At 60.9% G+C, this 26,986-nt stretch carries 25 protein-coding genes and 1 pseudogene; 14 read left to right on the top strand and 12 right to left on the bottom strand.

The genetic code is table 11. From position 1 onward, the window contains the following. Positions 1-292: pseudogene (locus L598_RS05415) on the bottom strand (hypothetical protein); the annotation flags it as partial. A gap of 369 nt (positions 293-661) precedes the next feature. On the opposite strand from L598_RS05415, the gene L598_RS05410 reads away from it, so the two are divergent. Genes L598_RS05410 through L598_RS05400 form a run of 3 tightly spaced genes read left to right on the top strand, consistent with a single transcriptional unit; the run spans position 662 to position 3,403 of the window. Continuing rightward, the gene (locus L598_RS05410; protein WP_144860986.1) at positions 662-1,450 is read left to right on the top strand and encodes a 3-hydroxybutyrate dehydrogenase; all 789 of its coding nucleotides are present in this window, start codon (positions 662-664) and stop codon (positions 1,448-1,450) included. A 37-nt stretch (positions 1,451-1,487) separates the two neighbouring features. Further along, positions 1,488-2,228, top strand: a complete 741-nt coding sequence (locus tag L598_RS05405) for an acetoacetate decarboxylase (RefSeq protein ID WP_144860946.1) — start codon at positions 1,488-1,490, stop codon at positions 2,226-2,228. 23 nt (positions 2,229-2,251) lie between these two features. After that, complete coding sequence (locus L598_RS05400) at positions 2,252-3,403, top strand: patatin-like phospholipase family protein (RefSeq protein ID WP_246658641.1); 1,152 nt, start codon at positions 2,252-2,254, stop codon at positions 3,401-3,403. A gap of 166 nt (positions 3,404-3,569) precedes the next feature. Here L598_RS05400 and L598_RS05395 read toward each other — a convergent pair whose 3' ends face one another. Beyond that, on the bottom strand, positions 3,570-4,061 hold the full coding sequence (locus tag L598_RS05395; protein WP_144860944.1) for a single-stranded DNA-binding protein: 492 nt from the start codon (positions 4,059-4,061) through the stop codon (positions 3,570-3,572). A gap of 223 nt (positions 4,062-4,284) precedes the next feature. On the opposite strand from L598_RS05395, the gene L598_RS05390 reads away from it, so the two are divergent. The 3 genes from L598_RS05390 (at position 4,285) to L598_RS05380 (ending at position 9,813) form a co-directional block, all read left to right on the top strand. After that, positions 4,285-4,560 (top strand): hypothetical protein, encoded by a 276-nt coding sequence (locus L598_RS05390; RefSeq protein ID WP_144860943.1) that lies wholly within the window; start codon positions 4,285-4,287, stop codon positions 4,558-4,560. A 667-nt stretch (positions 4,561-5,227) separates the two neighbouring features. Further along, positions 5,228-8,149, top strand: coding sequence for an excinuclease ABC subunit UvrA (gene uvrA / locus L598_RS05385; RefSeq protein ID WP_144860942.1), 2,922 nt, complete (start codon positions 5,228-5,230; stop codon positions 8,147-8,149). 152 nt (positions 8,150-8,301) lie between these two features. Next, positions 8,302-9,813: a hypothetical protein gene (locus L598_RS05380; protein ID WP_144860941.1), complete on the top strand. Its 1,512-nt coding sequence runs from the start codon at positions 8,302-8,304 to the stop codon at positions 9,811-9,813. Positions 9,814-10,049: 236 nt separating this feature from the next. Here L598_RS05380 and L598_RS05375 read toward each other — a convergent pair whose 3' ends face one another. Further along, complete coding sequence (locus tag L598_RS05375) at positions 10,050-10,403, bottom strand: DUF559 domain-containing protein (protein WP_144860940.1); 354 nt, start codon at positions 10,401-10,403, stop codon at positions 10,050-10,052. A 376-nt stretch (positions 10,404-10,779) separates the two neighbouring features. Here L598_RS05375 and L598_RS05370 point away from each other — a divergent pair, with 376 nt between their 5' ends. Together L598_RS05370 and L598_RS05365 are read left to right on the top strand one after the other, a co-directional pair. Continuing rightward, the gene (locus L598_RS05370; RefSeq protein WP_144860939.1) at positions 10,780-11,679 is read left to right on the top strand and encodes a hypothetical protein; all 900 of its coding nucleotides are present in this window, start codon (positions 10,780-10,782) and stop codon (positions 11,677-11,679) included. A 413-nt stretch (positions 11,680-12,092) separates the two neighbouring features. Next, on the top strand, positions 12,093-12,896 hold the full coding sequence (locus L598_RS05365; protein WP_144860938.1) for a DUF72 domain-containing protein: 804 nt from the start codon (positions 12,093-12,095) through the stop codon (positions 12,894-12,896). Here L598_RS05365 and L598_RS05360 read toward each other — a convergent pair. Next, positions 12,870-14,396, bottom strand: coding sequence for an NAD(P)H-hydrate dehydratase (locus L598_RS05360; RefSeq protein ID WP_144860937.1), 1,527 nt, complete (start codon positions 14,394-14,396; stop codon positions 12,870-12,872). The genes L598_RS05365 and L598_RS05360 overlap by 27 nt on opposite strands. 308 nt (positions 14,397-14,704) lie before the next feature. Between L598_RS05360 and L598_RS05355 the strand changes: the two genes are divergently transcribed. Together L598_RS05355 and glnA are read left to right on the top strand one after the other, a co-directional pair. Next, complete coding sequence (locus L598_RS05355) at positions 14,705-15,043, top strand: P-II family nitrogen regulator (protein ID WP_144860936.1); 339 nt, start codon at positions 14,705-14,707, stop codon at positions 15,041-15,043. Positions 15,044-15,089: 46 nt separating this feature from the next. Continuing rightward, on the top strand, positions 15,090-16,499 hold the full coding sequence (gene glnA / locus L598_RS05350; protein ID WP_144860935.1) for a type I glutamate--ammonia ligase: 1,410 nt from the start codon (positions 15,090-15,092) through the stop codon (positions 16,497-16,499). Between the two features lie 47 nt (positions 16,500-16,546). On the opposite strand, the gene L598_RS05345 is transcribed toward glnA, so the two are convergent. Next, positions 16,547-17,179, bottom strand: a complete 633-nt coding sequence (locus L598_RS05345) for a hypothetical protein (protein ID WP_144860934.1) — start codon at positions 17,177-17,179, stop codon at positions 16,547-16,549. Positions 17,180-17,444: 265 nt separating this feature from the next. Between L598_RS05345 and L598_RS05340 the strand changes: the two genes are divergently transcribed. The 4 genes from L598_RS05340 (at position 17,445) to L598_RS05325 (ending at position 20,327) form a co-directional block, all read left to right on the top strand. Next, positions 17,445-17,699, top strand: a complete 255-nt coding sequence (locus tag L598_RS05340; protein ID WP_144860933.1) for a DUF4212 domain-containing protein — start codon at positions 17,445-17,447, stop codon at positions 17,697-17,699. A gap of 14 nt (positions 17,700-17,713) precedes the next feature. Further along, complete coding sequence (locus L598_RS05335; RefSeq protein WP_144860932.1) at positions 17,714-19,585, top strand: sodium:solute symporter family protein; 1,872 nt, start codon at positions 17,714-17,716, stop codon at positions 19,583-19,585. 102 nt (positions 19,586-19,687) lie between these two features. Continuing rightward, the gene (locus tag L598_RS05330; RefSeq protein ID WP_144860931.1) at positions 19,688-19,996 is read left to right on the top strand and encodes a YggT family protein; all 309 of its coding nucleotides are present in this window, start codon (positions 19,688-19,690) and stop codon (positions 19,994-19,996) included. A 4-nt stretch (positions 19,997-20,000) separates the two neighbouring features. Then, positions 20,001-20,327, top strand: a complete 327-nt coding sequence (locus tag L598_RS05325) for a hypothetical protein (RefSeq protein ID WP_144860930.1) — start codon at positions 20,001-20,003, stop codon at positions 20,325-20,327. On the opposite strand, the gene L598_RS05320 is transcribed toward L598_RS05325, so the two are convergent. The 7 genes from L598_RS05320 to rplQ all read right to left on the bottom strand — a co-directional run bounded on the left by L598_RS05320 (position 20,328) and on the right by rplQ (position 26,974). Further along, on the bottom strand, positions 20,328-21,128 hold the full coding sequence (locus tag L598_RS05320; protein ID WP_144860929.1) for an ATP12 family protein: 801 nt from the start codon (positions 21,126-21,128) through the stop codon (positions 20,328-20,330). Positions 21,129-21,159: 31 nt separating this feature from the next. Beyond that, positions 21,160-22,080, bottom strand: coding sequence for a DMT family transporter (locus tag L598_RS05315; RefSeq protein WP_144860928.1), 921 nt, complete (start codon positions 22,078-22,080; stop codon positions 21,160-21,162). Beyond that, entirely contained in the window at positions 22,077-23,057 is a 981-nt protein-coding gene (locus L598_RS05310; RefSeq protein ID WP_144860927.1) for an RluA family pseudouridine synthase, read from the bottom strand. The genes L598_RS05315 and L598_RS05310 overlap by 4 nt, the downstream gene beginning before the upstream one ends. 34 nt (positions 23,058-23,091) lie before the next feature. Further along, positions 23,092-23,469 (bottom strand): fluoride efflux transporter CrcB, encoded by a 378-nt coding sequence (gene crcB, locus L598_RS05305; protein ID WP_144860926.1) that lies wholly within the window; start codon positions 23,467-23,469, stop codon positions 23,092-23,094. 57 nt (positions 23,470-23,526) lie between these two features. Then, on the bottom strand, positions 23,527-24,840 hold the full coding sequence (locus tag L598_RS05300) for a replication-associated recombination protein A (RefSeq protein WP_144860925.1): 1,314 nt from the start codon (positions 24,838-24,840) through the stop codon (positions 23,527-23,529). A 24-nt stretch (positions 24,841-24,864) separates the two neighbouring features. Then, a complete protein-coding gene (locus L598_RS05295; protein WP_144860924.1) occupies positions 24,865-26,346 on the bottom strand; it encodes a DegQ family serine endoprotease in 1,482 nt (493 codons plus the stop codon). Between the two features lie 196 nt (positions 26,347-26,542). Continuing rightward, positions 26,543-26,974 (bottom strand): 50S ribosomal protein L17, encoded by a 432-nt coding sequence (rplQ, locus tag L598_RS05290; protein ID WP_144860923.1) that lies wholly within the window; start codon positions 26,972-26,974, stop codon positions 26,543-26,545. Between the last annotated feature and the right edge of the window lie 12 nt (positions 26,975-26,986).

The raw sequence follows: 26,986 nt of genomic DNA, 5'->3' as shown, positions 1-26,986 counted from the left end.
CCCGCAAATCCTGTGAAGCCGTGGCGCCCCCCTCGTCGCGCGCAGCCAGTTCCTGGCACAACGGACAGGATTGAAGCGGCGATGCGAAGCCGCCGCCGCTGCGCATCGCCTCATAGTCGCGTGACCACTGGTTGATTATCGGCGCGGCGAAGGTCGATCCCGCACCCTGGATCGGCTCGGCGTGGGCCTGCGAAGGAGAACCAGGGAGCGAAACAGCGAGTCCAAGAATCCCGATCACTACAGCCGCTGCTGCTCGCCCTGCACGGGTGCGGAAAGATGTGAATTCAAACATGCAATATGCCCTCCCCGGCCGGCCCCAGGCTAAGCCTCTTGCGCGCAAGACAGCGCCATTCCGGATTACCGGCTTCCGGTTGCAGTCCCAGCAGTCCCCGATTGCCGAAACGCGGGCGCGCTCCGGGCATAAACCTAAGAAAGTCAGATCGTTGGTAGCGCCATTGCTTGACGGTTGGATGACACCGCGAACCGGCCCCGGAGGTGAGCGGGCGGGTAAGCTGTCATCGTATTGAAACGTCCGTGTGCCCCAACATCATGCGCGGGACCGAGCCCCCTCGGTGCCGTTTTCTGTCGACGGGACTGATGGATCCCGGAACACGAACCCCAAGAGGAAGATGGGAGCGTCCAGATGGTCGATCGCAACAGAATGTCGAGCTTGCACGGCAAGGCAGCAATTGTAACCGGCTCGACCAGCGGCATCGGTCTCGGTATTGCTCGCCGCTTCGCCGCGGAGGGTGTGGATGTGGTCATCAACGGGCTGGGCGATGCCGCTGCCATCGAGGCCGAGCGTGCCGGCATCGAGGCGGAGTTCGGCGTGCGCTGCCTCTATTCTTCGGCCAACATGCTGTCGGGTGCGGAGATCGCCGACATGGTGAAACTTGCCGTGGACAGCTTCGGCGGCTGCGACATCCTCATCAACAATGCCGGCATCCAGCATGTCGCGCCGATCGACGAATTCCCCGACGAGAAATGGGAGGCGATCGTCCGGATCAACCTCGTCGCCGCGTTCCATTCGGTCAAGGCGGCGCTGCCGGCGATGAAGGCGCGAGGCTGGGGCCGCATCATCAACATAGCCTCGGCCCATGCGCTTGTCGCCTCGCCGTACAAATCCGCCTATGTGGCGGCCAAGCACGGCATTGCCGGCCTCACCAAGACGGTCGCGCTCGAGGTCGCCACGGCCGGCATCACGGTCAACGCGATCTGTCCCGGCTATGTATGGACACCGCTGGTCGAGGCACAGATCCCCGACACAATGGCCGCGCGCGGGCTGACGAAGGAACAGGTTATCAACGACGTGCTCCTGGAGGCCCAGCCGACCAAGCAGTTCGTGACTGTCGACCAGGTGGCCGGGCTCGCGCTCTTCCTGTGTGGCGACGATGCTGCCTCAATGACCGGCGCAATCCTTTCTATCGATGGTGGATGGACGGCCCACTAGGCACGCCGAAGACCTTCCCTCTTTCAGGATTACCCACATGAAAACCGAAGACGTTCGCCGGGCCTATGCCATGCCCTTGACCAACCCGGCCTATCCGCCGGGACCATACCGCTTCATCGACCGGGAATATGTCATCATCAGCTATCGCACCGATCCTGAGGCGCTGCGGGCGGTGGTGCCGGAGCCGCTGGAAATCGTCGAGCCGATCGTCAAATACGAGTTCATCCGCATGCCGGACTCGACCGGGTTCGGCGATTACACGGAAACGGGCCAGGTGATCCCGGTCCGCTTCGCCGGCGAAGAAGGCGTCTACGTCCATTCCATGTATCTCGACGACGACGCGCCGATCGCCGGCGGACGCGAGATCTGGGGCTTCCCCAAGAAGCTTGCCTTTCCCAAACTCGCCCATGAAGGCGAGGTAATCGTGGGCACGCTGCATTACGGCTCGGTGCTGTGCGCGACCGCGACCATGGGCTACAAGCACCGGACCCTCGACGGGAGCGATATCGCGGCCTCGCTGGCGAAGCCGAACTTCCTCGTCAAGGTCATCCCGCATGTGGACGCCAGCCCGCGCATCTGCGAGCTGGTGCGCTACCATCTGGAGGACATCACCGTGAAGGGCGCATGGTCCGGTCCGGCCGACCTGCAGCTGTTCCGTCACGTCGTGGCCGATGTCGCCCGCCTTCCGGTGCTGGAAGTCGTCTCGGCCGTGCATTTCGTCGCCGACCTCACGCTGGGGCTCGGCGAGGTCGTGCATGACTACATGAACCAGGAGTAAGGGGGTCCGCAATGTCCGAGACGATGCGCAGGCGCAGGAGCGAAACGCCCGACATCAAGGAAATGCTCTCGGAATATCAGTCCGTGGCGCTGGTACTTCAGGGCGGCGGCGCGCTGGGCGCCTATCAGGCCGGCGTATTCCAGGCGCTGGCCGAGGCCGGCATCGACCCCAACTGGTTGTCGGGCGTGTCGATCGGTGCGATCAACGCGGCGATCATCGCCGGTAACCGGCCCGGCGACCAGCTCGACCGGCTGCGCGACTTCTGGGAGACGGTATCGGCCCGCAAGGTCTGGTATTTCACACCCGAGGGCGACCTGTTCCGCAATGCGCGCAACCACACCAGCTCATTGATGACAATGATGTCGGGCCTGCCCGGCTTCTTCAAGCCACGCGGCCTCAATCCATGGTTCCAGCTTCCGGGAGCATCGGGCGCCACCAGTTTCTACGATACGTCCGAACTGGAGCATACACTCAACCGGCTGATCGACTGGGAGGTGCTGAACGACCGACAGCGCAGGCTGAGCGTCGGCGCGGTCAATGTGCGGACGGGCAATTTCCGTTACTTCGACAGCGAGATCGAGGTGATCGGCCCGCAGCACATCATGGCCTCGGGCGCCCTGCCGCCAGCCTTTCCGGCGATCCACATCGAGAACGAATATTACTGGGACGGCGGCATCGTCTCCAACACGCCACTGCAATATCTGCTGGAGCAGGAAGACGTGCACGACACGCTGGTCTTCCAGGTCGACCTGTTCAGCGCGCGCGGAATCCTGCCGCGCGACATGGCCGATGTGCTCGCTCGGCACAAGGACATCATGTATTCGAGCCGCACCCGCAACAACACCGACACTTTCCGGCGGCTGCACAACCTGCGGCTGAGGTTGCATAAGGCGCTGCAGCGCGTCCCGTCAGAGGTGCTGACCGACGAGGACCACGCATTCCTCGCTGCGATGGAGGACGTGCCTCAGATCAACATAGTCCATCTCATCTACCAGCCGAAAGTTTACGAGAGCGACGCCAAGGACTACGAGTTCTCCGGCACCTCGATGCGGGAGCACTGGGATTCGGGCTATCAGGACACGCGCAAGACGCTGAAGCACCGTAAGTGGTTGGTGAAACCCCCGGAGTCGATCGGCATGACGGTGCACGATGTCCATCGTGATGATCCGAGCTAGCCTCGCGAGCCAGGAAGCCTTTTCCGTCGCACGGGGATTACCGGAAAACAGGGAGCATCGGGAAGCTGTTGCCTGATGGGCAGGGTCGCAGCCTGTTCGCTGAGCGCGCCAGATCAGGCGCAACAATGCCTCGGGACCACACTTGCGAAATGAACCGTGATCGACTCTAGAACGGTATCTCGTCGTCGAGATCACGCGAATAATCGCTGCTGCCGCGGTTGTGTGAATCCGACGGGCTCGACTGGCCGAAATCGGAACCCCGGCCGCCGCCGCCCGAATAGCCGACCTGGCCGCCCTCGCCCTGCCCGCGTGAATCCAGCATCTGCAGTTCACCCCGGAACTTCTGCAGCACGACCTCCGTCGTATAGCGATCCTGCCCGGACTGATCCTGCCATTTGCGGGTCTGAAGGGCGCCCTCGATATAAACCTTCATGCCCTTCTTGAGATATTGCTCGGCAACCTTGGCGAGGTTGTCGTTGAAGATAACGACATTATGCCATTCGGTGCGTTCACGGCGCTCGCCGGAATTGCGGTCACGCCAGGTTTCGGAAGTGGCGATGCGCATATTGACGACAGGATCGCCGGAGGGCATCCGCCGCACTTCCGGGTCGGCGCCGAGATTTCCCACGAGAATGACCTTGTTGACGCTGCCCGCCATTACTTTATCTCCACGCTCGATCCGATTTCGGAAGCACTCTAGCCGAACGATCCGTCCGGCGCGCCCGCGCTTCCTCCACACATGCACTTCGTCCACAACCAATTCGTTCCCGGTCTGTTTGTTCTTTTTTTGTTCTAGTATACCGGAAGCCTGATGGCAAGTCCGTGGCGCTCTTTCGGCGCCGCTTCTTGGCCAAAGCGCGCTCCGGTTCTATAAAGGCCGGATGTCAAGCAGATGGGCCAAGAGTTTCGCGATTGCTGCAGCGCCACTGGCTGCCGCGATCTCCGGCGCATCCGCCGATCCTCTGCCCGCTCGGGATGCTCTGCCCGGCGTAGAAAGCGGGCACAGCACCGTATCGCCGCCCCCGCCCGAACCGGAAGAGCCTTCACCGCCCGCGAAAGAAAACAATTTCAAGGTCGGCGATTGGGACGTCACCATTTCGGGCAGCGTGACTGTCGGTATCGGCTTCGGGAAACATCTGGGAGACGGCAAGGACTAGCCGCGCCAATCCCCCATCGGCATGCCCACAGCCTCGAGCCCGCAGCCACATGAATGCCCCGCCGCTTCCTGTTTCTTGAGCGCGCGGGGCTTTGTCAGATTTTTGGGCCTATGCCCGGTCTGCGGGAACCTTTCCCGCTCTTTAATGCTTCAGCTCTCGCTGACAGCATTCCATTGAAATCAATTTTGAATGAGCAACCGGCTTTTTGGGCTGAAGGGCGTTCAAGCCCTTGCCGGTCGTGGCTCCACGAGCAGGCGGAGCCTTACGGGACTGTCCGGCGGAGTCATGCCTCCCTCCTGTCTCGGATTTTGCTCCATTGCCGGGTGCACGATGCTCGATCCGGCCGTCGAGAGGGTACCGAACCTCCCACCGCGGCACCAGCGACAAGGTAAATTTGCGCTTTCATGCCGCGAGGGTCAAGGCTTGCGGCCCTCTCCGGGAAAAATGTGATCAAGATGGTCCCGGCTCCTGCCCCACCAATTGTCAGGAGCCTGTTCGATCTTTGTTCTTTTTACTTGCTCATTGCCGAAAAACGCGGGAAAAAGTCGCGCGGGAAAGCATGCAGTCCGCCTCCCTCGACGCAGCGGATGCAATACCTACATGAGAGGTTGGCCGGCGCGGACCGGGCCAATCCCCGTTATTTTATATGTGAGGCGGCAAGCCGGTCATGCCTGACCACAAATTCATTTCCATTCGCGGCGCGCGCGAACACAATCTGAAGAATGTCGATCTCGACCTGCCACGCGAGAAGCTGATCGTCATGACCGGGCTTTCGGGCTCGGGCAAATCGTCGCTCGCCTTCGACACGATCTATGCCGAGGGCCAGCGCCGCTATGTCGAAAGCCTTTCGGCCTATGCACGCCAGTTCCTGGAGATGATGCAGAAGCCGGATGTCGATCAGATCGACGGGCTGTCTCCTGCCATTTCCATCGAGCAGAAGACGACCTCGCGCAATCCGCGCTCGACCGTCGGCACGGTCACCGAGATCTACGACTATATGCGGCTGCTGTTTGCGCGCGTCGGCGTTCCCTATTCCCCGGCGACCGGCCTGCCGATCGAGAGCCAGACCGTCAGCCAGATGGTCGACCGCCTGCTGGAGCTGGAGGAAGGCACGCGCCTTTACATCATGGCGCCGATCGTGCGCGGCCGCAAAGGCGAGTACCGCAAGGAACTGGCCGAACTGCAGAAGAAGGGCTTCCAGCGCGTCAAGGTGGACGGCACCTTCTATGAGATCGCCGACGTGCCGGCGCTCGACAAGAAGTACAAGCACGATATCGATGTCGTGGTCGACCGCATCGTGGTGCGCGGCGACCTGGCGACGCGCCTTGCCGACAGCCTGGAGACGTGCCTGAAGCTGGCGGACGGGCTGGCTGTCGCGGAATTTGCCGACCGCCCCTTGCCGCCTGAGGAGACCTCCTCGGAATCGGCCTACAAATCGAAGAACGATACCCATGAGCGGATCGTCTTTTCGGAGAAATTCGCCTGCCCGGTCTCCGGCTTCACCATTCCGGAGATCGAGCCGCGGCTGTTCTCCTTCAACAATCCGGCCGGCGCCTGCCCGAGCTGCGACGGGCTCGGCAGCCAGCGGGCTATCGACCCGGATCTGATCGTACCGGAAGAGCATGTGAGCATGCGCGAGGGCGCGATCGCGCCCTGGGCGAAATCCACCTCGCCCTATTACATCCAGACGCTCGAAGGTCTCGGCAAGGCCTACGGCTTCAAGGTCGGCGACCGCTGGCGCGATCTGTCCGACGAAGCCAGGGAAGCCATCCTGTACGGCACGGGCGAGCGCCAGATTGCTTTCGACTATGATGACGGACTGCGCTCCTATCGCACCACCAAGAGCTTCGAGGGCGTCATTCCCAATCTCCAGCGGCGCTGGAAGGAGACGGAATCGGCCTGGATGCGCGAGGAGATCGAGCGCTTCATGTCGGCATCGCCCTGCCCCGCCTGCAACGGCTATCGGCTCAAGCCGGAGGCGCTGGCTGTCAAGATCGCCGGACTGCATATCGGCGAAGTGACGGAAATGTCGATCCGCAAGGCAGGCGGCTGGTTCGAGGAGTTGCCGGGCAGGCTCAACGCCAAGCAGAACGAGATCGCCGCGCGCATCCTGAAGGAGATTCGCGAGCGGCTTGCCTTTCTCAACGATGTCGGGCTCGACTATCTGACGCTGTCGCGCAATTCCGGCACGCTATCGGGCGGGGAAAGCCAGCGCATCCGCCTTGCCTCGCAGATCGGCTCGGGCCTGACCGGCGTCCTCTATGTGCTCGACGAGCCGTCCATCGGCCTGCACCAGCGCGACAACGACCGCCTTCTCGACACGTTGAAGCATCTGCGTGACCTCGGCAACACCGTCGTCGTGGTGGAGCATGACGAGGATGCCATCCTGACGGCGGATCACGTGGTCGATATCGGCCCGGCTGCGGGAGTGCATGGCGGGCGCATCATCGCCGAGGGCACGCCGCGCGACATCATGGCGAACCCGAATTCGATCACCGGCAAGTATCTGACCGGCGAACTCGAAATCCCCATGCCGGCCGCACGCCGCGAGATCAATCCGAAACGGAAGATCAGGGTTGTCGGCGCGCGCGGCAACAATCTGAAGAATGTGACGGCGGAAATCCCCCTCGGCACTTTCGCCTGCGTGACGGGCGTTTCCGGCGGCGGCAAATCCACCTTCCTGATCGAGACGCTGTTCAAGGCAGCCTCGCGGCGCATCATGGGTTCGCGCGAGCACCCGGCGGAACATAATCGCATCGAGGGGCTGGAGCATCTCGACAAGGTCATCGACATCGACCAGTCGCCCATCGGGCGCACGCCGCGCTCGAACCCGGCGACCTATACCGGCGCCTTCACGCCGATCCGCGACTGGTTCGCCGGCCTGCCGGAGGCCAAGGCGCGCGGCTATCAGCCGGGCCGCTTCTCCTTCAACGTCAAGGGCGGGCGCTGCGAGGCCTGCCAGGGCGACGGCGTCATCAAGATCGAGATGCACTTCCTGCCGGATGTCTATGTCACCTGCGACGTCTGCCACGGCAAACGCTACAATCGCGAGACGCTGGAAGTTCTGTTCAAGGGCAAATCCATCGCGGATGTGCTGGAAATGACGGTGGACGAAGGCGTAGAGTTCTTCTCCGCCGTGCCGGCCGTGCGCGACAAGCTGACGACGCTTTCACGCGTCGGCCTCGGCTATATCCATATCGGCCAGCAGGCGACCACGCTTTCGGGCGGCGAGGCACAGCGCATCAAGCTTGCCAAGGAATTGTCCAAGCGGGCCACCGGCCGCACGCTTTACATCCTCGACGAGCCGACCACCGGCTTGCATTTCCATGACGTAGCCAAGCTTCTTGAAGTTCTGCATGAGCTTGTCGACCAGGGCAACACGGTCGTCGTCATCGAGCATAACCTTGAAGTGATCAAGACGGCCGACTGGATCCTCGACCTTGGCCCCGAAGGCGGCGACGGCGGCGGCGAGCTGGTGGCTTCCGGCGGCATCGAGGACATCATGGCCGAGCCCCGCAGCTATACCGGCAAGTTCCTCAAGGAACTGCTGCAGCGACGGCCGGGGCGGAAGCAGGAAGCGGCGGAGTAGAGCACACTTTTCGCCGCTCCTAGGCAGTCAAGCTTGGGGGAGTTCCGTCTTGCGTTATGCATAGAAGCGCGATTCCGGCTGCTGATCTCCTACCGTTCTTCCTCTTTGATTAGCCTGTTGTTATTACTACTGGTTGAAATGAGGGGGGACTGATGCGCAGGAAGAACATTGAAACGATTATTCAGAAGGCCGAGGAGCTTTCGACAACCGCGGATAACTTATTAAACAGCCTCGCCCGGTTTGAGGACGCAAACGGCCAACCTTTCGATGTAAGGAAGACAATTCGCGGTACGGATAGCTCGCTATCCCAAATAGTGGCACGCATCCATGCGGTAGCTGGGATCATTGCAGAGTTCGATAGGGCGACTCGTGCCGACCTTGTTCCCCTGTCAGTTCTCACTAATTTGCAACAGGCGATAGATGAAACTGTGTCGGCGGCAAATGGGCTGGCGAAGCAAACTGATAATCTGAAAACATCGCAAGGTGGCTTGCAGGCATTTAATTATTCGAATTTCCACGCACAAACGAGAAACGGGAACAATCACAATATGCAAGGTCAATTTCAGACCTTGCATAACGGGTGTGAAACGCTTCTCCAGCGATTCTTCGAAAGTCTCTATATCCTCAAGCCACGCGCATCCTACAGTTTTCAGGCCGCGGCCAATGCGTTGTCATCCGTGATCGATGATGCAAACGAGCAACTGTCTGCTCTCAAGAAAACTCTGACGCAAGTCACCATCTTGGAACAGAGCCTGGCGGCTAAGGATGGAGAGGCAACAAAGAACCTTGAGGAAATCAAGCGCCTAAAGGCCGATAGCGACAGTGACCGCAAGACAATTGCTGACTATCTCTCACAGGCCACACAGGAAAGAACCTCAATCCGAGCGGTATCTGACGAAGCATCCAACCTGCAAACGACAGTTAAGGCCTATCAGGAGCGCTTCGAAGAGTTTCAACAACAGATAGATGATCGTGAAAAAGCATTTTCGATCGGAACCGAAAAGCTAACCGAATTGATCGCATCCTTCGAAAACCAACGCGCCGACGTGGCGAGTCTAATCGAAAGCTCAGAGAAAATGCTGTCCTCGGCAACAGTCGCGGGGTTGGCCTCCAACTTTTCGACCATGATGGACAAACTGACAACGGAGCTCGGTCGGGCACGCTTTGCATTTTATGTAGGCATCGCGTTCCTGACACTTTCAGCTTTTCCGTTATTTGCTTTCGTTATTATGCCGCTGATAGCACCAGTTCTTCAGTCGATGTTTCCCAATTTGACGTTCGTAGTGTCGGATTACGCTCCACATCCAGCAGACAACGGTTGGCAGTATCTTGGACAAGTTCTTGTCCGTATCGCAATCTTGCTACCAGCCGCTTGGTTCGTTTCGTTTACGGCAATTCGGCATTCCTCGCTGTTCCGGCTTCGGGAGCACTATGCGTACAAGTATTCCATGGCAGTTGCAGTCGAAGGATTTAAACAGCAGGCCCCCTTGTACAAGCAGGAGATCGCTGCACTGGTACTGGAGCAATTGGCGTTCAACCCGGCTGACAAACTAATACCGTCAAAGGATATTCGCGAAGGGAAGGCGCCAGGAATTGCGGGATATCTTCTCGATCGAATTCGCGCTCGGGTTGAGTCAGTATCATCCGCTACCAAAACTCAATAGTTAGACAAGTCAGTACACTGGCCCCAGGCCTTTCTCCCCGAAAGGGGGGATAGGACTGCATCAGCCTCGCCGCAATCACCAACGTTCACGTTTGGCGCGGAGGGTGCGGGGCGCTCCTTTCTCCCCCCTTTGCGGGGGAGAAAGCAAAATCAACACCTTGGCGCAGCCAAGTGTTAGATTTTGCAAGGGGGGGGATCGTATTCAGGGATCACCTTCAGGCAACGAAGACCGGATGATCACCGCCATTTCCCGGCCGCCATCAGGATCTCCATGCACACGCCGTCGAGGTTGCGGATCACGTCGTCATTCCAGAACCGAAGCACCGTGAAGCCGCTCTGGCGAAAGTGCGCGTCGCGCCTCGCATCCGACTCCGATTCCGCATGCTGAGCGCCATCGACCTCGACGATCAACTTCGGGCGGAAGCAAACGAAATCGAGAATGTAGCCGTCGAGCGGATATTGCCTGCGGAAGGCCAGCCCCTCGAGCTGATTGCGGCGCAGCGCCTGCCAGAGCAAGTTTTCCGCCTTGGTCGCGTCCTTGCGCATGCTCCGGGCGCGGTTGCGGTGGCTATCCGGTGGTTGGTAACGCATCGATCCCCCGATCGATCCCCCCTCTGGCGATTTCTAACACTTCGCCTCCGCTTTACTCCAGCTAAGATGTTGAAATCGCTTTCTCCCCCGCAAAGGGGGAGATAACGCCTGCATAAACCTCGCCGCTAGCGACAAAATGTTGGTGATTTGCGGAAGCGAGGATGCAGCGTGCCCTGTCTCCCCCCTTTGCGGGGGAAAAAGCAAAATCAACATCTTGGCGCAGCCAAGTGTTAGATTTTGCAAGAGGGGGGATCGTTCAGTGCGTCAGTTTTCAGACGAGCAGGATCACCCCGTGCATGGCACGACAGCCATTATTTTATTCCCGCACCTCCACCCCATGCGATAATCCCGCCACTTGGACGAAAGGAGGCGGCGGATGGACGGGAGTGCGGCAATCGAGCGAAATCACGTGGCGCTGAAGCGCATCGTCGCTTCGCTCATCGCCATGGCCGGGCTCGCCGTGGGCGATCGGCAGTCGGGAACAGGCAATCGGCAGTCGGAAACGCGTATGGGCGATGCTGCTCCCCAAGCCCCTACTCCCGATTGCCGATTGCCGATTGCCGCGACGCTTCCCCGCCATCTCCGGCTCGCCATATTGCGGCTGTTGCGCCCGGCCGAAGCCGCCGCGCGGCGGCTGATCATCGCGGCCGCGCGCGGTCTGGCCGCATCCCTGCCGCCCCCGCGCAAGCCGGCGCCGAAGCCCGTGCCCGCGGACCAGTTCCTGCGCCGCCTCGGCATTGCCGTCGTGATGTCGCCTGCCGATCGCGCCCGCGCCGTGGCGGCGGCGAGGCGGGCCGCTCCCGCCCGTCCGCGAAATGTGAGCCTGCCGCTCTTCGACCCGCTGCGTCGCCCTGACTTTGCAGGGGCCAAGCGCCGTTACGTACCCGCGCGCGCTGTCCCGCGCATCATGCTGCCGGGCGTGATCGAGCCCTATCGCCTCCCGCCGCCGCCATCGCCCAACGATCCCGTCAGTGCCGCGCGTCTCGGCCAGCGCCTCGCCGCACTCGCAGCGGCACTCGACGATCTGCCGCGACAGGCCATGCGCTTTGCCCGCTGGAAGGCGCGCCGCGATCGGGGGCTTGCGCGCCGCGCCTGGCCGCTGCGGGGAGGACGGCCACCCGGCGGCCGGCTGTCCCGCTTCGACCCTGCCGCCGCTCACGCCGCCGCAGGCGCGCGAGGACAAAAGGCGCCCCACAACATCCGTGAGGTGGACGAGATTCTGGCGCACGCCCATTCGCTGGCCGTGTACGCGCTGGAGAACCCCGACACGTCATGACGCGGGCGGCGCGAATGTATTCAGAAGCCGGCATTCTAAACAGCCACACGGAGTAAGAACCGTGCATGGAAACGATAGAACACGGTCGAAGGCCGAGGCGGTGACTGCCGCCCGCCCGACTTTTCGGGCGCCCAGCAGAGGCCAGCGACCCGGACTTGGTCCGGAGGAGCGCCCGGCCGTGAGCAAAGGGAAACCTGCACGGCCGAAGGCCGAGGCGGCGACTGCCGCCCGCCCGACTTTTCGGGCGTCCTCGCGGAGGCCAGTGACCCCGGACTTGATCCGGGGGAAGCGTCCGGCCGTGAGCGAAGAGAAACCAACCGAAGGCCGCTGCTGTCAGGAGCCTGAGGATGCCGGGTGGACAAAGAGAAAAGGCGGACGCATTTTCGGGCCGCGTAAACGCGAGGAACGATGAGATGCAGAGAGGCACCATTCGCGCGGGCATGGGTGGCTGGAATTTCGAGCCGTGGGAGAAATCCTTCTATCCCGAGAAGCTGGCCAAGACGAAGCAGCTTCACTATGCTAGCCGGCAGGTGCCGACCATCGAGGTCAATGGCACCTATTACTCGACCTTCAAGCCGCCGACCTTCGCCAAATGGGCAAAGGAGGCACCGGATGGATTTGTCTACTCGCTGAAGGCGATCCGCTTCGCCACCAACCGCCGGATTCTGGCCGAAGCAGGCGAGTCCGTCGAACGCTTCCTCGGGTCAGGCTTGTCGGAGCTTGGCGACAAGCTCGGCCCGATACTCTGGCAGTTCGCGCCGACCAAGAAGTTCGACCCGGACGATTTCGGCGCATTCCTGAGACTGCTGCCCGAGAAGCAGGACGGCGTGAAGTTGCGTCACGCCGTCGAGATCCGCAACCCGTCCTTCGCCGTGCCGGAATTCGTCGCGCTGCTCAGGAAGCACGGTGTCGCGGTGGTTTATGCCGACCACGAGAAATATCCGGCCATGGCCGATGTTACCGGCGATTTCGTTTATGCGCGGCTGCAGACCGGCTCGGACGACATCCCCACCTGTTACGCGCCAGAGGCACTCGATGAATGGGCCGGACGCGCCAGGACCTGGGCCGAAGGCAATGTGCCGGGCGATCTGCCGCGGGCCGATCCTGAAAGCGATGCGCCGGTGAAGCCGCGCGACGTCTTCGTCTATTTCATCACCTCCGGCAAGGTGAATGCGCCGCACGGAGCAATGTCATTCATGGAGCGTATGAAGGGCTGACCCCTGCTTTGAATACAGCTTCTGCAATACCGGAGCGAGCGCGGCAGGCAGGTCCTCGGCTATCAGGCCGGGGCCGATGGAGCGGGCTGCTTCCGCATGTATCCAGACCGCCGCGCAGGCAGCCTCGAAAGGCGGCATTCCATGTGCGGCCAGCCCCGCAATGATGCCCGCGAGAACATCTCCCGAACCCGCCGTCGCCAGCCAGGGCGTTCCGTTGGTATTGATCGCAGCGCGACCGTCCGGCGCGGCGATCACCGTATCCGGCCCCTTGTAGACGACAGTGCCGTGCGAGCGGGCCGCGGCCTTGCGCGCCTTGTCGAGTTTGGAAAGAGCGCCTTCTTCGGCAAGTCCGGGGAAGAGCCGGCCGAACTCGCCCTCGTGCGGCGTCAGCACCAGCCCCGGCGCGCCCCGCGCGCCGGCCGCGATGAAGAGCGACGCCGGCGCATCGCGGAACGATGTGATGCCGTCCGCATCGAGCACCAGCGTAGCGCCCTCGCCGGTTGTCTCGAGGACAGCCAGTGCAAATTCCTGCAACGTCTCGCCAAGGCCGAAGCCAGGCCCGAGCACGAAGGAAGAAGGTTTGCGGTCGTGGATGAATTCGCCCAGAGCTTCCACATTCCCGCAGCGCCTCAGCATGATCGCGGTCAGATGGGCCGCGTTGATGAGGAGAGCATCCGGCGGCGAGAGCACCGTCACCGCCCCTGCCCCGGCGCGGGCGGCTCCGAGAGCGGAAAGCCGCGCAGCGCCCGTGGAGCTCGCACCGCCGGAAAAGACGGCCACGTGACCGCGTCTGTATTTGTGAGCGTCCTCGGCCGGTCTCGGAAGCACCTCCAGCCACAATGCGGGATGATTTTCGAAAGAGGAAGGAGCGATGTCCTTCAGCACGGCATCCGGAATGCCGATATCGGCAACGACGATGTCACCGCAATGGGCGCGGCCGGGATAAAGAAGATGCCCCGGCTTCTTGCGGAAGAAGGTCACCGTCAGTTCGGCCTTGAATGCCGATCCGAGCACAGCACCGCTGGCGCCGGAAATGCCGGAAGACAAATCGATCGCCACCACCCTCCCCCCGGCATGGGAGACTTTCTCTATCGCCGCCGCATAGACACCGCCCACGGGCTTCGAAAGACCGGCGCCGAACAGCGCGTCTATGACCAGAGCCCCGGATTGCGGCGCGAAATCCGCAAGGGCGCGCGCTTCCAGCGGACAGGACGCGGCCGCCTTTGCAGCGTCCGTCCCCTGGCGCGGGGCGGCATCGCGCCAAAGCCGCACATCCAGTCCGGCTTCTCGCAACAGACGCGCGACGACATAGCCGTCGCCGCCATTGTTGCCCGGCCCGCAGAGCACGTCGAAACTTCCGGCGTCCGGAAGGCGCGTGAGAATTTCAGCCACGACAGCCGCCCCGGCATTTTCCATCAGCCGGTATCCGTCGAACGGCCCGCGCTCGGCCGCCAACCGGTCAGCCATGGCCATTTCGTCAGGCGTCAAAAGTTCGAGCATGAAAATCACCGATGCAAAGCGACACAAAGACTAAACGCTGAGGACGATCCCGCGCAAATGGGCAAATGCCCAATTGCATTGCTTGCTGCTTATTTGTTAGGCATTCCGCACGCGGATCATCTGCTCGCAAAAGGTCTTTCCTGCGTCCTTCGGTGCAGTTTCCCTCACAGATCGGGGGGTCCCTTGGCCACGGCATTGGATTCTGAGGCAAAACAACGCAGATGGTCCATTCTGGCACGGTTCCTGCTTAAGGAACGGCGAAGCAGGCCGACACCCTGCTTTTAGCGGCATTCGGAGGCCACCAGCAGATGAAAAAGATCGAGGCGATCATCAAACCGTTCAAGCTCGATGAAGTGAAGGAAGCCCTTCAGGAAGTCGGGCTGCAGGGCATCACGGTAACAGAAGCAAAAGGCTTCGGGCGGCAGAAGGGCCATACCGAACTTTATCGCGGCGCTGAATACGTGGTCGACTTCCTGCCGAAGGTGAAGATCGAGGTGGTACTTGGCGACGAGACCGTCGAAGCGGCGATCGAAGCCATTCGAAAGGCCGCACAGACGGGCCGCATCGGTGATGGGAAGATTTTCGTCTCCGATATTGAGGAAGTGGTGCGCATCCGTACCGGTGAAACCGGGCCAGACGCCATTTGACCGGCGACTCCGACGAATTTGGGATTGTCATAGACAGGGAAAGACCATGACGACAGCAAATGAGATTATGAAGCAGATCAAGGACAACGACGTGAAGTTTGTCGATCTGCGCTTTACCGACCCGAAGGGCAAGCTCCAGCATGTGACGATGGATGTCGCCGCAGTCGATGAGGACATGTTCGCCGACGGCGTCATGTTCGACGGCTCCTCGATCGCCGGCTGGAAGGCCATCAACGAGTCGGACATGGTTCTGATGCCCGATACCGAGACGGCCCATATGGATCCGTTCTTCGCCCAGTCGACCATGGTTGTCATTTGCGACATCCTCGATCCGATCTCCGGTGAATCCTACAACCGCGATCCGCGCACCACGGCCAAGAAGGCCGAGGCCTATGTGAAGTCGGAGGGAATCGGCGACACGGTCTATGTCGGTCCGGAGGCCGAATTCTTTGTATTCGACGATGTCCGGTATAAGTCCGATCCGTACAATACCGGCTTCAAGCTCGATTCCAGCGAACTGCCTTCCAACGACGATACCGATTACGAGACAGGCAATCTGGGCCATCGTCCGCGCACAAAGGGCGGTTATTTCCCCGTCCCGCCCGTTGACTCCGCGCAGGACATGCGTTCCGAGATGCTGACGGTCCTCACGGAAATGGGCGTGGTGGTCGAAAAGCATCACCACGAAGTGGCAGCCGCCCAGCACGAGCTCGGCCTGAAGTTCGACACGCTGACCCGCAACGCCGACAAGATGCAGATCTACAAATATGTCGTGCATCAGGTCGCCAATGCCTATGGCAAGACGGCCACCTTCATGCCGAAGCCGGTCTATGGCGACAATGGCTCCGGCATGCATGTGCATCAGTCGATCTGGAAGGAAGGCAAGCCGACCTTCGCCGGCAACGAATATGCGGGCCTTTCCGAGACCTGCCTCTACTATATCGGCGGCATCATCAAGCACGCCAAGGCGATCAACGCCTTCACCAACCCGTCGACCAATTCCTACAAGCGTCTGGTTCCGGGCTTCGAAGCACCGGTACTGCTTGCCTATTCGGCTCGCAACCGCTCCGCTTCCTGCCGCATCCCTTTTGGCTCCTCGCCCAAGTCCAAGCGCGTCGAAGTGCGCTTCCCCGACCCGACGGCGAACCCCTATCTCGGCTTCGCGGCCATGCTGATGGCCGGCATCGACGGCATCAAGAACAAGATCCATCCCGGTCAGGCCATGGACAAGGATCTGTATGACCTGCCGCCGAAGGAATTGAAGAAGATCCCGACCGTTTGCGGATCGCTCCGCGAGGCCCTGATGAACCTCGACAAGGACCGCGGCTTCCTGAAGGCTGGCGGCGTCTTCGACGACGACCAGATCGACTCCTATATCGAGCTGAAGATGGCCGAGGTCATGCGTTTCGAGATGACCCCGCACCCCGTCGAATTCGATATGTATTATTCGGTCTGATCACCGACATGTACGGAACGAGAAGGCCCGGTTCGTCCGGGCCTTTTCTATTCCGTCGTCTTGCCGAGCAGATCTTCGACCAATAGCGGCAGATCGGCGGCGCGCGTGAAATCCTCGTGTATGCGGAGAAGGTTCATGCGCAGGAAGTTGAAGATGTAGTCATAGTCGTTGGTGACGACGTCCTCATGCAGCGGCAGTGCATCGAAGATCAGCCTCGCCGTCTTCTTCGGTATCTCGCGCACCGGACGCGGCGGGCCGCCTTGCGCCTGATCCAACTTCTCGCGAACGAGCTTCAGGGCCTCGTCCCAGAAACCGGGGGCCAGTCCTTCCGGGACCGGATACTTTCTGAATATGTCCTTCGACAGGGTTGCAATGACAGCGGGCAATTGACGCTGACGGATACCTGCGGGTTCACGCAGGACACCCTCGATCACCTCAGCAATCATGGCAAAGGCCGGCGGATAGGCTTGCCAGCGCGAGCGGGTGAGCTCCTGCTGAAATTCGGCCTCCCCGAACAGTTTTTCCCAATGTACGCCGGCTCGGACGCGACAGAACTCGACAACGCCCTTCTGCGCCAGGAAGGAAACACGGGAATCCATGAACTGCATGAGCTCCGCGACGGTGGCAATTGCCGGCGGTTTGGAGAAAACGCCCTGCAGCAGATTGTCGAGAACTCCCATTGGTCGGCTTCCGTTTCCCTTTGCTCGAAGTATACGCGGCCCGGTCTGATGACGCCATATGGGTCCGGCCTGAAGCCAGGCATATTCGCCTAAGGTTCAATGAACAGCGAGCACGATTGGTGTTACCAAATGAGTCGACACTGGGCGTCGTTTATTTGCGATTCGCTACCAGTGCCGCCTCATCCCCTTCTAGGGACAAGGCAATCGGTAACAGCGTCTTCGGCAGGGAGGTGCCGTCCGGGACGCATCAAGGGAGGGTCAATAGATGGCTACGCCAGATCGCCTTAGTTACTGGAACAAGACCCGGAGCCTCATGTTCGTCATGCTGGGGCTATGGTTCTTTTTCTCGTTCGTCATCCATATTTTCGTCAACGGACTCAACAACATCGTCATCCTCGGGTTTCCGCTAGGCTTCTACATGGCGGCCCAGGGATCTCTCATCGCCTTTGTCATCATGCTCTTCTGGTTCGCTCGCAAACAGAATGCGATCGATGAAGAACATGGCGTGGCAGAGGATTAAGCGGGGGACGCAAGATGGTTACGACAACCACTGGAACGGGGGCGGGCGACAGCTTCACCTCCAATCTCGGCCGGGTGTATATGATGTACACCGGCGGCTTTATCGTTTTCATCATTCTGATGGCCATCCTCAACGCGATGGGCGTGCCCAATCGTGTTATCGGCTACATGTTCATGGGCTTCACGATCCTGATCTACGCCGTGATCGGGATCATGAGCCGCACAATGCAGGTCGGCGAATATTACGTCGCCGGGCGCCGGGTGCCTGCGCTCTATAACGGCATGGCCACCGGTGCGGACTGGATGTCGGGCGCATCCTTCGTCGGCATGGCCGGCACGCTTTACCTGCTTGGATATGACGGCCTCGCCTATGTTCTCGGCTGGACCGGCGGATATGTCCTCGTGGCGATCCTCGTAGCGCCCTATCTGCGCAAGTTCGGCGCCTATACGGTTCCCGACTTCCTGTCGGCGCGCTACGGCGGCAATGTTGCCCGCTTCATCGGCATCATCGTGCTGTTCTCCTGCTCCTTCACCTATGTGGTGGCGCAGATCTACGCGACGGGCATCATCGCATCCCGTTTCCTCGGACTGGACTTCAACGTCGCAGTCTATGTGGGACTGGCCGGCATTCTCGTCTGCTCGATGCTCGGCGGCATGCGGGCCGTGACCTGGACGCAGGTGGCGCAATATATCGTCCTGATCATTGCCTACCTGATCCCGGCGATCTGGATGTCCACCGCCAAGACGGGCATACCGATACCGCAGCTCATGTATGGCAGCGCGCTGCAGAACATCTCGGTCCTCGAAGCGGCGCAGAGCATCAGCCCCGGACATATCACGCCCTTTGCGCATGGCGGATTCGATGCCACGAACTACTTCCTGCTCATCGTCTGCCTGATGGTCGGCACGGCATCCCTGCCACACGTCCTCATGCGTTACTTCACCACGCCTTCGGTTCGTGAAGCGCGCCTGTCGGTGGCCTGGTCGCTGCTCTTCATCTTCATCCTCTACTTCACGGCACCGGCCTATGCCGCCTTCGCGAAGTGGACGATGCTTGATCTGGTATCCAGCGGCCTGACGCCGGACAACATCGCCGACAAGGCAGGCTGGTTGATGAACTGGGCAGCCGCTGACGGCACGATGGTCCAGATCTGCGGTCAGGCAGCCGTTGACGCGGCGGCCATCGCAGCAGCCTGCCAGGAAGCCGGGGTTACCGGCAATCTGGCGTTCAGTGACATCACGCTGAACGCGGATATGATCGTGCTTGCGACGCCGGAAATGGCAGGCATGCCGTATTTCATATCCGGCCTTGTCGCCGCCGGCGGTCTTGCCGCGGCACTTTCGACGGCTGACGGGCTCCTGCTCGCCATCGCCAACGCGCTCAGTCACGACATCTACTACAAGATGATCGATCAGAACGCTCCCACATCACGCCGGCTGGTGGTGTCCCGGGTTCTGCTTGTTATCGTGGCGGCTCTTGCGGCCTACACGGCGTCGACCAGGCCATCGGACATATTGTCCATGGTCGCATGGGCCTTCTCCCTGGCCGCCGCGGGTCTTTTCCCCGCCCTCGTACTCGGCGTCTGGTGGAAACGCACCAACGCGGCAGGAGCCATTGCGGGCATGATCGCTGGCTTCGGCATAACCGTGCTCTATCTGGTCGGAACGCAATACGGTCTCGATCTTGCAAAGGATACGGGAGACGAATGGGCATTGTGGTGGGGCGTGAAGAACGTCTCCGCGGCCGCGTTCGGTCTGCCGATTGGCTTTGCTGTGATGATAGTGGTCAGCCTTCTAACAAGGGCGCCATCGCAGGAAATGCAGGATTTCATCGACGATATCCGTGTCCCGCGAGGTCGAACGATCATGGAAGAAAAGACCGTCTAGTCTTTTCCCAAGACCAACGAAGCGGGGTCCGGCAGCGGACCCCGCTTTCTTTCCGGAATTTTTCCCTTACAAACCTTCTGCAGACATGTCCGGGCTCGGCTGATGAACGGTTTCTGGTCTTATTGGTACTTCCACATCCCGAACTTCATCCTCGCGGCGGTGATGTACACGCTCCTCGGACGTCTCGTACTCGGCTTTTTCGTGCCCGAGAACTGGGACAACTACATCTGGCGGGCGTTCAAGAGGATCACGGACCCCGTGCTGCACGTCGTGCGCGTCATCACCCCACAATTGCTCACCCATACGGTTGTTGTCATCTTCGCCGTTCTGTGGCTGATGGCTGCGCGCATAGGATACCTGGTGCTTCTTCTTGACCTCGGCCTGGCGCCGATTTCATCTCAGGCGAGTTGAGCCAATGCACCCTAATACACTCGTCCCGGTCATGGCCGTCGCCATAGTCAACGGCATCTTTTCGCCATGGGTGCTCGTCGTTTTCGTGCTTTACCCGGTCTGGTATCCGGTTTGGGCGCCTCCGCTCAGCCAGATCGTCTATATGGCCAGCGCTCTCATTCTTTCCACTCTAACGCTGATGGCTTCAGGCATCCTGCCCGCACTTTACGAGCGCTTTGCGCCGGCGCCACGGCCCATGGTGGCTTCAGGTTTATGGGTCGCAGGTGCGGTGCTGCTCACGCTCCCGGCAATCCCCAATGTGCTGAGGGCGCTTTCGGCCGGTGGAATCTAATCAGCCGGTCACACCGATTGCTTCCAGCAGGCTCACCGCCGAGCGGAAATCGCGCTCGCGAGCTGCACGGCGGGCGGCGGCTTCCGCATCCTCCCCCCATTGCTCGATATTCCAATCCTCATCGATATGGGCAGCCTTCCAGGCCGTTTCGGCATCCAGAACCTGACGCTCCACGGCGAGTGCCAGGAGCGCCGAACCGGTAAGGGTCGTCATGACATGCAGGGCCGCCAGCCGCAAAGGCTCCCTTCGCTGCGCCAGATGAATGCCGATAGCACCGATTGTCTCGCGCGGCTGCTCGACATGCATCACACCCTCGGCCAGGAAGAATCGCGCGCCTAGATCGGAACGCGCCCAGTCGAGAACAGGATCCCACGCCTCATTCTGCCGATCGACCAGTGTCTGCGGGCTGTCGGCGCGATAGCAGAGCATGTCGCTCGAGGCGAAACGCAAAATATCTTCGAGCACAGCCTGCATATCCGTGGCAACTCCATCTATTGCCGTGTTGACCAGCCGGGTGACAGGCATGGTCACCGGATCAATCCTATCGCCCTGAGCGGAAAATTCGTCCGCCACCAGCTTTGCCGCGGCCTCTGTCGGCAGCTTCAAAACGGATGCCGCAGGCGTACGCACCGGCTTGCCATCCAGATGGACGAGATAGACGCCGTCCGGATCGGCGGCTATCGCAACCTCCTTGTAAAACCGCTTCGGCAGAGGCGTGCGCATCTGCAACTGCGCGCGCCGTGCCGGATCGGGATCGGACAGGAGCTTGCCGCTTTCGAGATCGTTCAGAATATCGCGCATCAGCCTGATATAGTGCTTTCCAACATATTCGCTAACCTGGAATGCCGCGGCGCACAGGTCGATTGACGACGACGAGGCCGACAGCGATCAGTCCGAGGGCAAGAAAGATCTTCACCGAAAGCGGCTCGCCGAGGAGAAGCCCACCGCAAAGAACGCCGAAGACGGGGCTCAGGAAGGCGAAGCTGGCAAGCCCCGTAGCCGGATAGCGGCTTACAAGCCAGAACCACAAAATATAGGTGAAAGCGACGATGTAGATCGCCTGGAAAAGAACAGATCCGGTGGCCAGAGCCGAAACGTCACGCAACGCCGGCCCGGCAAAAGGCAGGAGCGGGATGGATGCCAAGGCTGAAACACCGAGCTGATACATCAGCGTCTTTTCGGGGCTTGCGGTGGCCAGACGGGAGTTCTTGATAAGAATGGTCGTCGCTGCCCAGAGGATTCCTGCCGTAAGGCACAGTATGTCGCCCCGGATTGCCTCCGGAGTCGGCAGGCTCAACTGGTCGGAGAAAACAAGGACAACTCCGGCAAAGGCCAGCGCGAGTCCCAGGAACTTCGTCAAGGTGATGCGTTCGCCGAGAAAGAAATGCCCGCCGAGCAGCACCCAGAAAGGCATGGTGTTGACCATCAGCGTGCTGCGGGCGGCGCTCGTATAATCAAGGCCGAAGAAGATCAGCACAAATTCCACGCCGAAAAGCAGGCCGGCCGTCAGCCCGGCCAAAAGCGTGCCGTCCCTTTCAAAGAGCGGGATGCGGCGATAGCGGCACCATGCAAGGACCAGCGCCGCGCCGATTGCCGATCGCACAATTGAGAGGAAGACCGGATTGTAGCCGGTATTCGAGATCTTCACCGCGACCTGATTGAGGCCCCAGGAGAAAGTCAGGAGCAGCATCAGGGACACCGCGAAGGCATCCATGGCATCGCGTCGGTCGGAAATCGCCCCGGCAGCCGTCATGTCTCCTCCGCCGCTGTCTCGTCGAAGCCGAGCAGGGACCAGCTCTGGCGCATATGCGGAGGCATGGGCGCCGTGACGTCTATGACACCGCCGTCAGGATGCGGGATGACGATGCGGCGCGCGTGCAAATGCAGCCTGTTCTGGATTCCGCCGGGAAATTCCCAGTTCTGGTCCGCCTCGAAATATTTCGGGTCGCCGATGATCGGGCAGTCAATGGATGCGGCATGAACACGTAGCTGATGGGTGCGCCCGGTATAGGGCTCCATTTCGAGCCAGGAAAGCGCCTGCCCTGCCTGTTCGACGATGCGGTAGAAGGAAACTGCATGGTCGGCACCCGGCTCGCCATGCCTGGCTATACGCATCCGGTCGCCGTCTGGCGTCGCTTCCTTGGCAAGCCAGGTCGAGATACGGTCCTCGCGCTTTTTCGGCACGCCCTTGACCAGCGTCCAATAGGTCTTCTTCGTTTCCCGGGCGCGGAATGCTTCGGTGAGTTTCACCGCAGCAAGCCTTGTGCGCGCGACGACCAGAACACCGGACGTATCGCGATCGAGACGATGGACGAGGCGCGGCTTCTCGCCCTTCTTGTTGCGCCAGGCCTCCAGCATCCCATCGACATGGCGATTGACACCAGAACCGCCCTGCACCGCAAGTCCCGCCGGCTTGTTGAAGACGAAGACCTTCGGGTCTTCGTAGAGCAGCATTTGCGAAAGAACCTCGGCATCTCCGCGGTCACGGATGGTGCGCATCGTCTGGTCGGCGCCTTTACGGTCGACGGCGAGAGGAGGGACGCGGATCACCTGCCCCGGCTGGACGCGGGTGTCGGATTTGGCCCGCCCGCCATCGACCCGAACCTGCCCCGAGCGAAGAAGTTTCTGAAGCTGTCCGAAGCCAAGCCCCGGATAGTGGATCTTGAACCAGCGGTCGAGCCGCATTCCGGCCTCTCCGGGCTCGACGGCGATCTGCTCCACGCCAGGCATCAGAATGCCATCACGGAAAACTGCATTGGGACAGTCACGCCATCGCCCTCACGATCCAGAAAGCTCCGAAAAGGGCCAAAATCGCACCGACGACGCTGACCAGGGCATAAAGCAGCGCGATTCCCATCGCCCCACGCTCCCATAAAATCGCGAAATCCAAAGAGAAGGCGGAAAAGGTTGTGAAGCCGCCAAGTACCCCTGTCGCGACGAAAAGGCGTAACTCATTCGACGCCCCCGTCCTGCGGGCGAGCCATTCGATAAACAGCCCCATCACGAAGGAGCCGACCAGATTTACCGCCAGCGTTCCCCATGGGAATCCTGGCCCCCAGAGGCGCAACGCGGCGAGGTTGGTCAGATGGCGCAACGATGCTCCGATGGCGCCGCCCGCCGCAACGATGAGGACATGGTTCATTGTGCCCTTTTGCGCATAAGGCGGGAAAAGGTCAACGTGGATGATGACAGCGTGGAATCAGCCTCGTTGCCGCTCCTGCCTCAGCTTTTTCCAGTAATCGAGGCGTTTGCGGATCTCACGTTCGAAACCGCGCTCCGGCGGGTCGTAAAATTGCCGGCGCCCAAGCTCCTCGGGAAAGTAATCCTGACCGGAAAACGCATCGGGCTCATCATGGTCATAGGCATAGCCGCTCCCGTAGCCTTCCTGCTTCATCAGCTTCGTGGGAGCATTGAGAATATGCCTCGGGGGCAGGAGCGAGCCATGCTCCCTCGCCGCGCGCATTGCGGCATTGTAGGCCGTGTAGGCGGCGTTGGATTTCGGTGCGGTGGCCAGATAGATGCAGGCCTGCGCCAATGCCAGTTCACCTTCCGGCGAGCCAAGATAATCATAGGCATCCTTGGCTGCATTGGCGATGACAAGCGCCTGCGGATCGGCAAGCCCTATATCCTCGACCGCCATGCGCACCAGCCGCCGGCCGAGATAAAGCGGGTCCTCTCCTGCGTCCAGCATGCGCGAGAGATAATAGAGAGCTGCATCCGGATCGGAGCCGCGGACGGATTTGTGCAGTGCCGAGATCAGATTGTAGTGGCCGTCCTGGCTCTTGTCGTAGATCGGCGCGCGGCGTTGAACCACCCGCTGCAGCCCTTCCGCATCGAATATCTCGTCCTCGCCTGCCGCCCGCCAAACCTCTTCGGCGAGTGTGAGGACAGCGCGACCGTCGCCATCGGCCATACGCAGGAGAACCGCCCTTGCCTCCTTGTCGAGCGGCAGAGATTTTCCTTCCGTCTCCTCCGCGCGCTGCAGGAGCTTGCCAAGACTGTCGGTGTCAAGGGAATGGAAGGTCAGCACTCGGGCGCGGGACAGGAGCGCGGCGTTCAGTTCGAAGGAGGGATTCTCCGTCGTTGCGCCCACAAGGATCACGGTACCGTCTTCCATCACCGGCAGGAAGGAATCCTGCTGGGCACGATTGAAGCGATGGATCTCGTCGACGAAAAGCAGCGTCTGCCGTCCTTTCGAACGCCGCAGACGGGCTGCCTCGAATACCTTCTTCAGATCCGCAACCCCGGAGAAAATGGCCGATATCTGCTCGAACGCCAAATCCGTCTCACCGGCAAGAAGCCGCGCCACGGTCGTCTTGCCCGTGCCGGGCGGCCCCCAGAAGATCAGAGAGCCGAGCGACCCGGAGCGGATCATCCGCGTCAGCGCTCCATCCTCTCCGGTCAGATGCTCCTGACCCACGACATCGGCCAGCCGCGTCGGTCGTAGCCGGTCCGCGAGTGGCCTGCCGGCGGATGCGGAGGTGGGTTCGTTGGGCTCGAAAAGATCCGCCATGACTGTTGAGGACTCTTTATCGGATCAATAGCGCAGCATCTGCTGCAATATCCGTCCGTCGCGCTCGATGGTAAAGCGCCACCAGCGTGTCCGGTTTTCGGCAATCTGCTTCAGTTCCTCGGCGGTCGCAATCTTCTGGCCGTTCACTTCACGCACGATGTCACGCGGCCGCAAGCCGACGCTGCCGGCAGGTGAGTTGCGGTCAACCTCCACAATCGCCACGCCATCCAGATTGACCGGCAAGCGCAGCTTCTGCGCCAGATAAGGTGAAAGATCGGCCACCTTGATTCCCGCAAAGGGGCCTTGGCCTCCGATGATCAATTCCCGGGAATTGCCGGCAGGCGCACGTGTCAGCCGGATTTCCAGTGTCGTCGGCTGACCCTGCCGCAGGACCTCGATCTCGGCTGTCTTGCCTATCGACTGAGTGGCAAGACGGTATTCCAGTGCGTCGGGATGCTCGATGGCATTGCCGTTCAGCGCCACGACCACGTCGCCGGGCCGCAAGCCTGCCTTGGCAGCGGGGCTTTCCGACGCGACATCGGACACGAGAGCGCCGACTGGCCGATCCATCCCGAGTGCTTCGGCGATCTGGGGCGTGACCGGATCGAATTGGGCACCCGTATAGGGGCGCTCAAAGAAATCCGCCCCTGTCTTCGCCGCCGCCACCACGGCCCGCACCATATTGGAAGGTATCGCGAAACCAATGCCGATCGAGCCGCCGGTCTGGCTGAAAATGGCAGTATTTATGCCGACGAGCTCGCCTTTCATGTTAATCAGCGCGCCGCCGGAATTGCCGGGATTAATGGCGGCATCGGTCTGGATGAAGAAGCCGAAATCGGAAATTCCGAGATGGTTGCGCGCCAGCGCCGATACAATGCCGCTGGTCGTTGTTTGCCCGACGCCGAAAGGGTTACCGATGGCGAGCACAAGGTCACCGACTTCCAGGGCATCGGAATCTCCGACCGTGATCGTCGGAAATTGCTCTGAACCCTCGATTTTCAACACCGCCAGGTCGAGGGACTCGTCCTTCATCAGGATCCTGGATTCGTATTCGCGCCCGTCCGAAAGCGCCACCTTCACCTCGTCGGCGTCGCGAATAACGTGATTGTTCGTCACCACGATGCCGGACGGATCGACAAGAACGCCGGAGCCAAGCGAGGATTGGATGCGAGGCGGCATCTGGCGCCCGAAGAACTGCTCGAAGAACGGATCGCCCATGAAGGGCGAGCGAACCTGCACCCGCGACGACGCATAGACGTTGACGACCGCCGGCGCGGTCTTCTTCACCAGGGGTGCATAGGAAAGCTGTATCTGCTCGCGGCTGAAGGGAATGCGGCGTGCCGCCTGCACATCCGTATCAGTGGCGTCCTCCATGCCCCCGAGAAGCCTGGAAATGGGATCGCTCGGCTGCCGGGCTTCCTGCGCAATTGCCGCCGGCCCAAAAAGAGTAGCGCCAGCAAATACCAACCCAAGGAAGGAATGAAGGAACTTCCGCTTTCTCGGCATCTTCGAATCCTTGAACGATGGCATCCAACGCTTTTCACAAAGGAATATGCATTTTGAAAGGCTTTTGGTAGCAACCCACCAATGGGGGCAGACTACCGTGCCTCCCAATTGCCATATGGGATGCCTCGCGGGCGTACAAATGCGAAAAGGGGCCGAAAGTGGCCCCTTCTCGCAAGTCCTTCATGAAAGGAACCGCTTATGCTGCTTCGGCGGCCTCGGTCGCGCTTTCGGCCTCAAGCCGGGCACGATCGGCAGCACCCTTGGCGCTGGTGTCGCGATCGACAAACTCGATCACCGCCATCGGCGCATTGTCGCCCTGGCGGAAGCCAGCCTTCATGATCCGCAGATAACCGCCATTGCGCGAAGCATAGCGGGGAGCGATGGTGTCGAACAGGCGCTTCACAAGCGCGTCGCTGCGAATGGCCGAGATGGCCTGACGGCGGGCGTGAAGATCGCCCCGCTTGCCAAGCGTGACCAGCTTTTCAACGATCGGACGCAGTTCCTTTGCCTTGGGCAAGGTGGTCACGATCTGCTCATGCTCGATCAGCGATGCAGCCATGTTGGAAAACATGGCCTTGCGATGGCTGGCGGTGCGGTTCAGCTTGCGGCCGGATTTTCCGTGGCGCATGGCTTAACTCCT

This window comes from Mesorhizobium sp. J18 (assembly GCF_007829525.1).
Classification (GTDB): Bacteria; Pseudomonadota; Alphaproteobacteria; order Rhizobiales; family Rhizobiaceae; genus VLJP01.
This window is presented reverse-complemented; position numbering and strand designations above follow the sequence as displayed.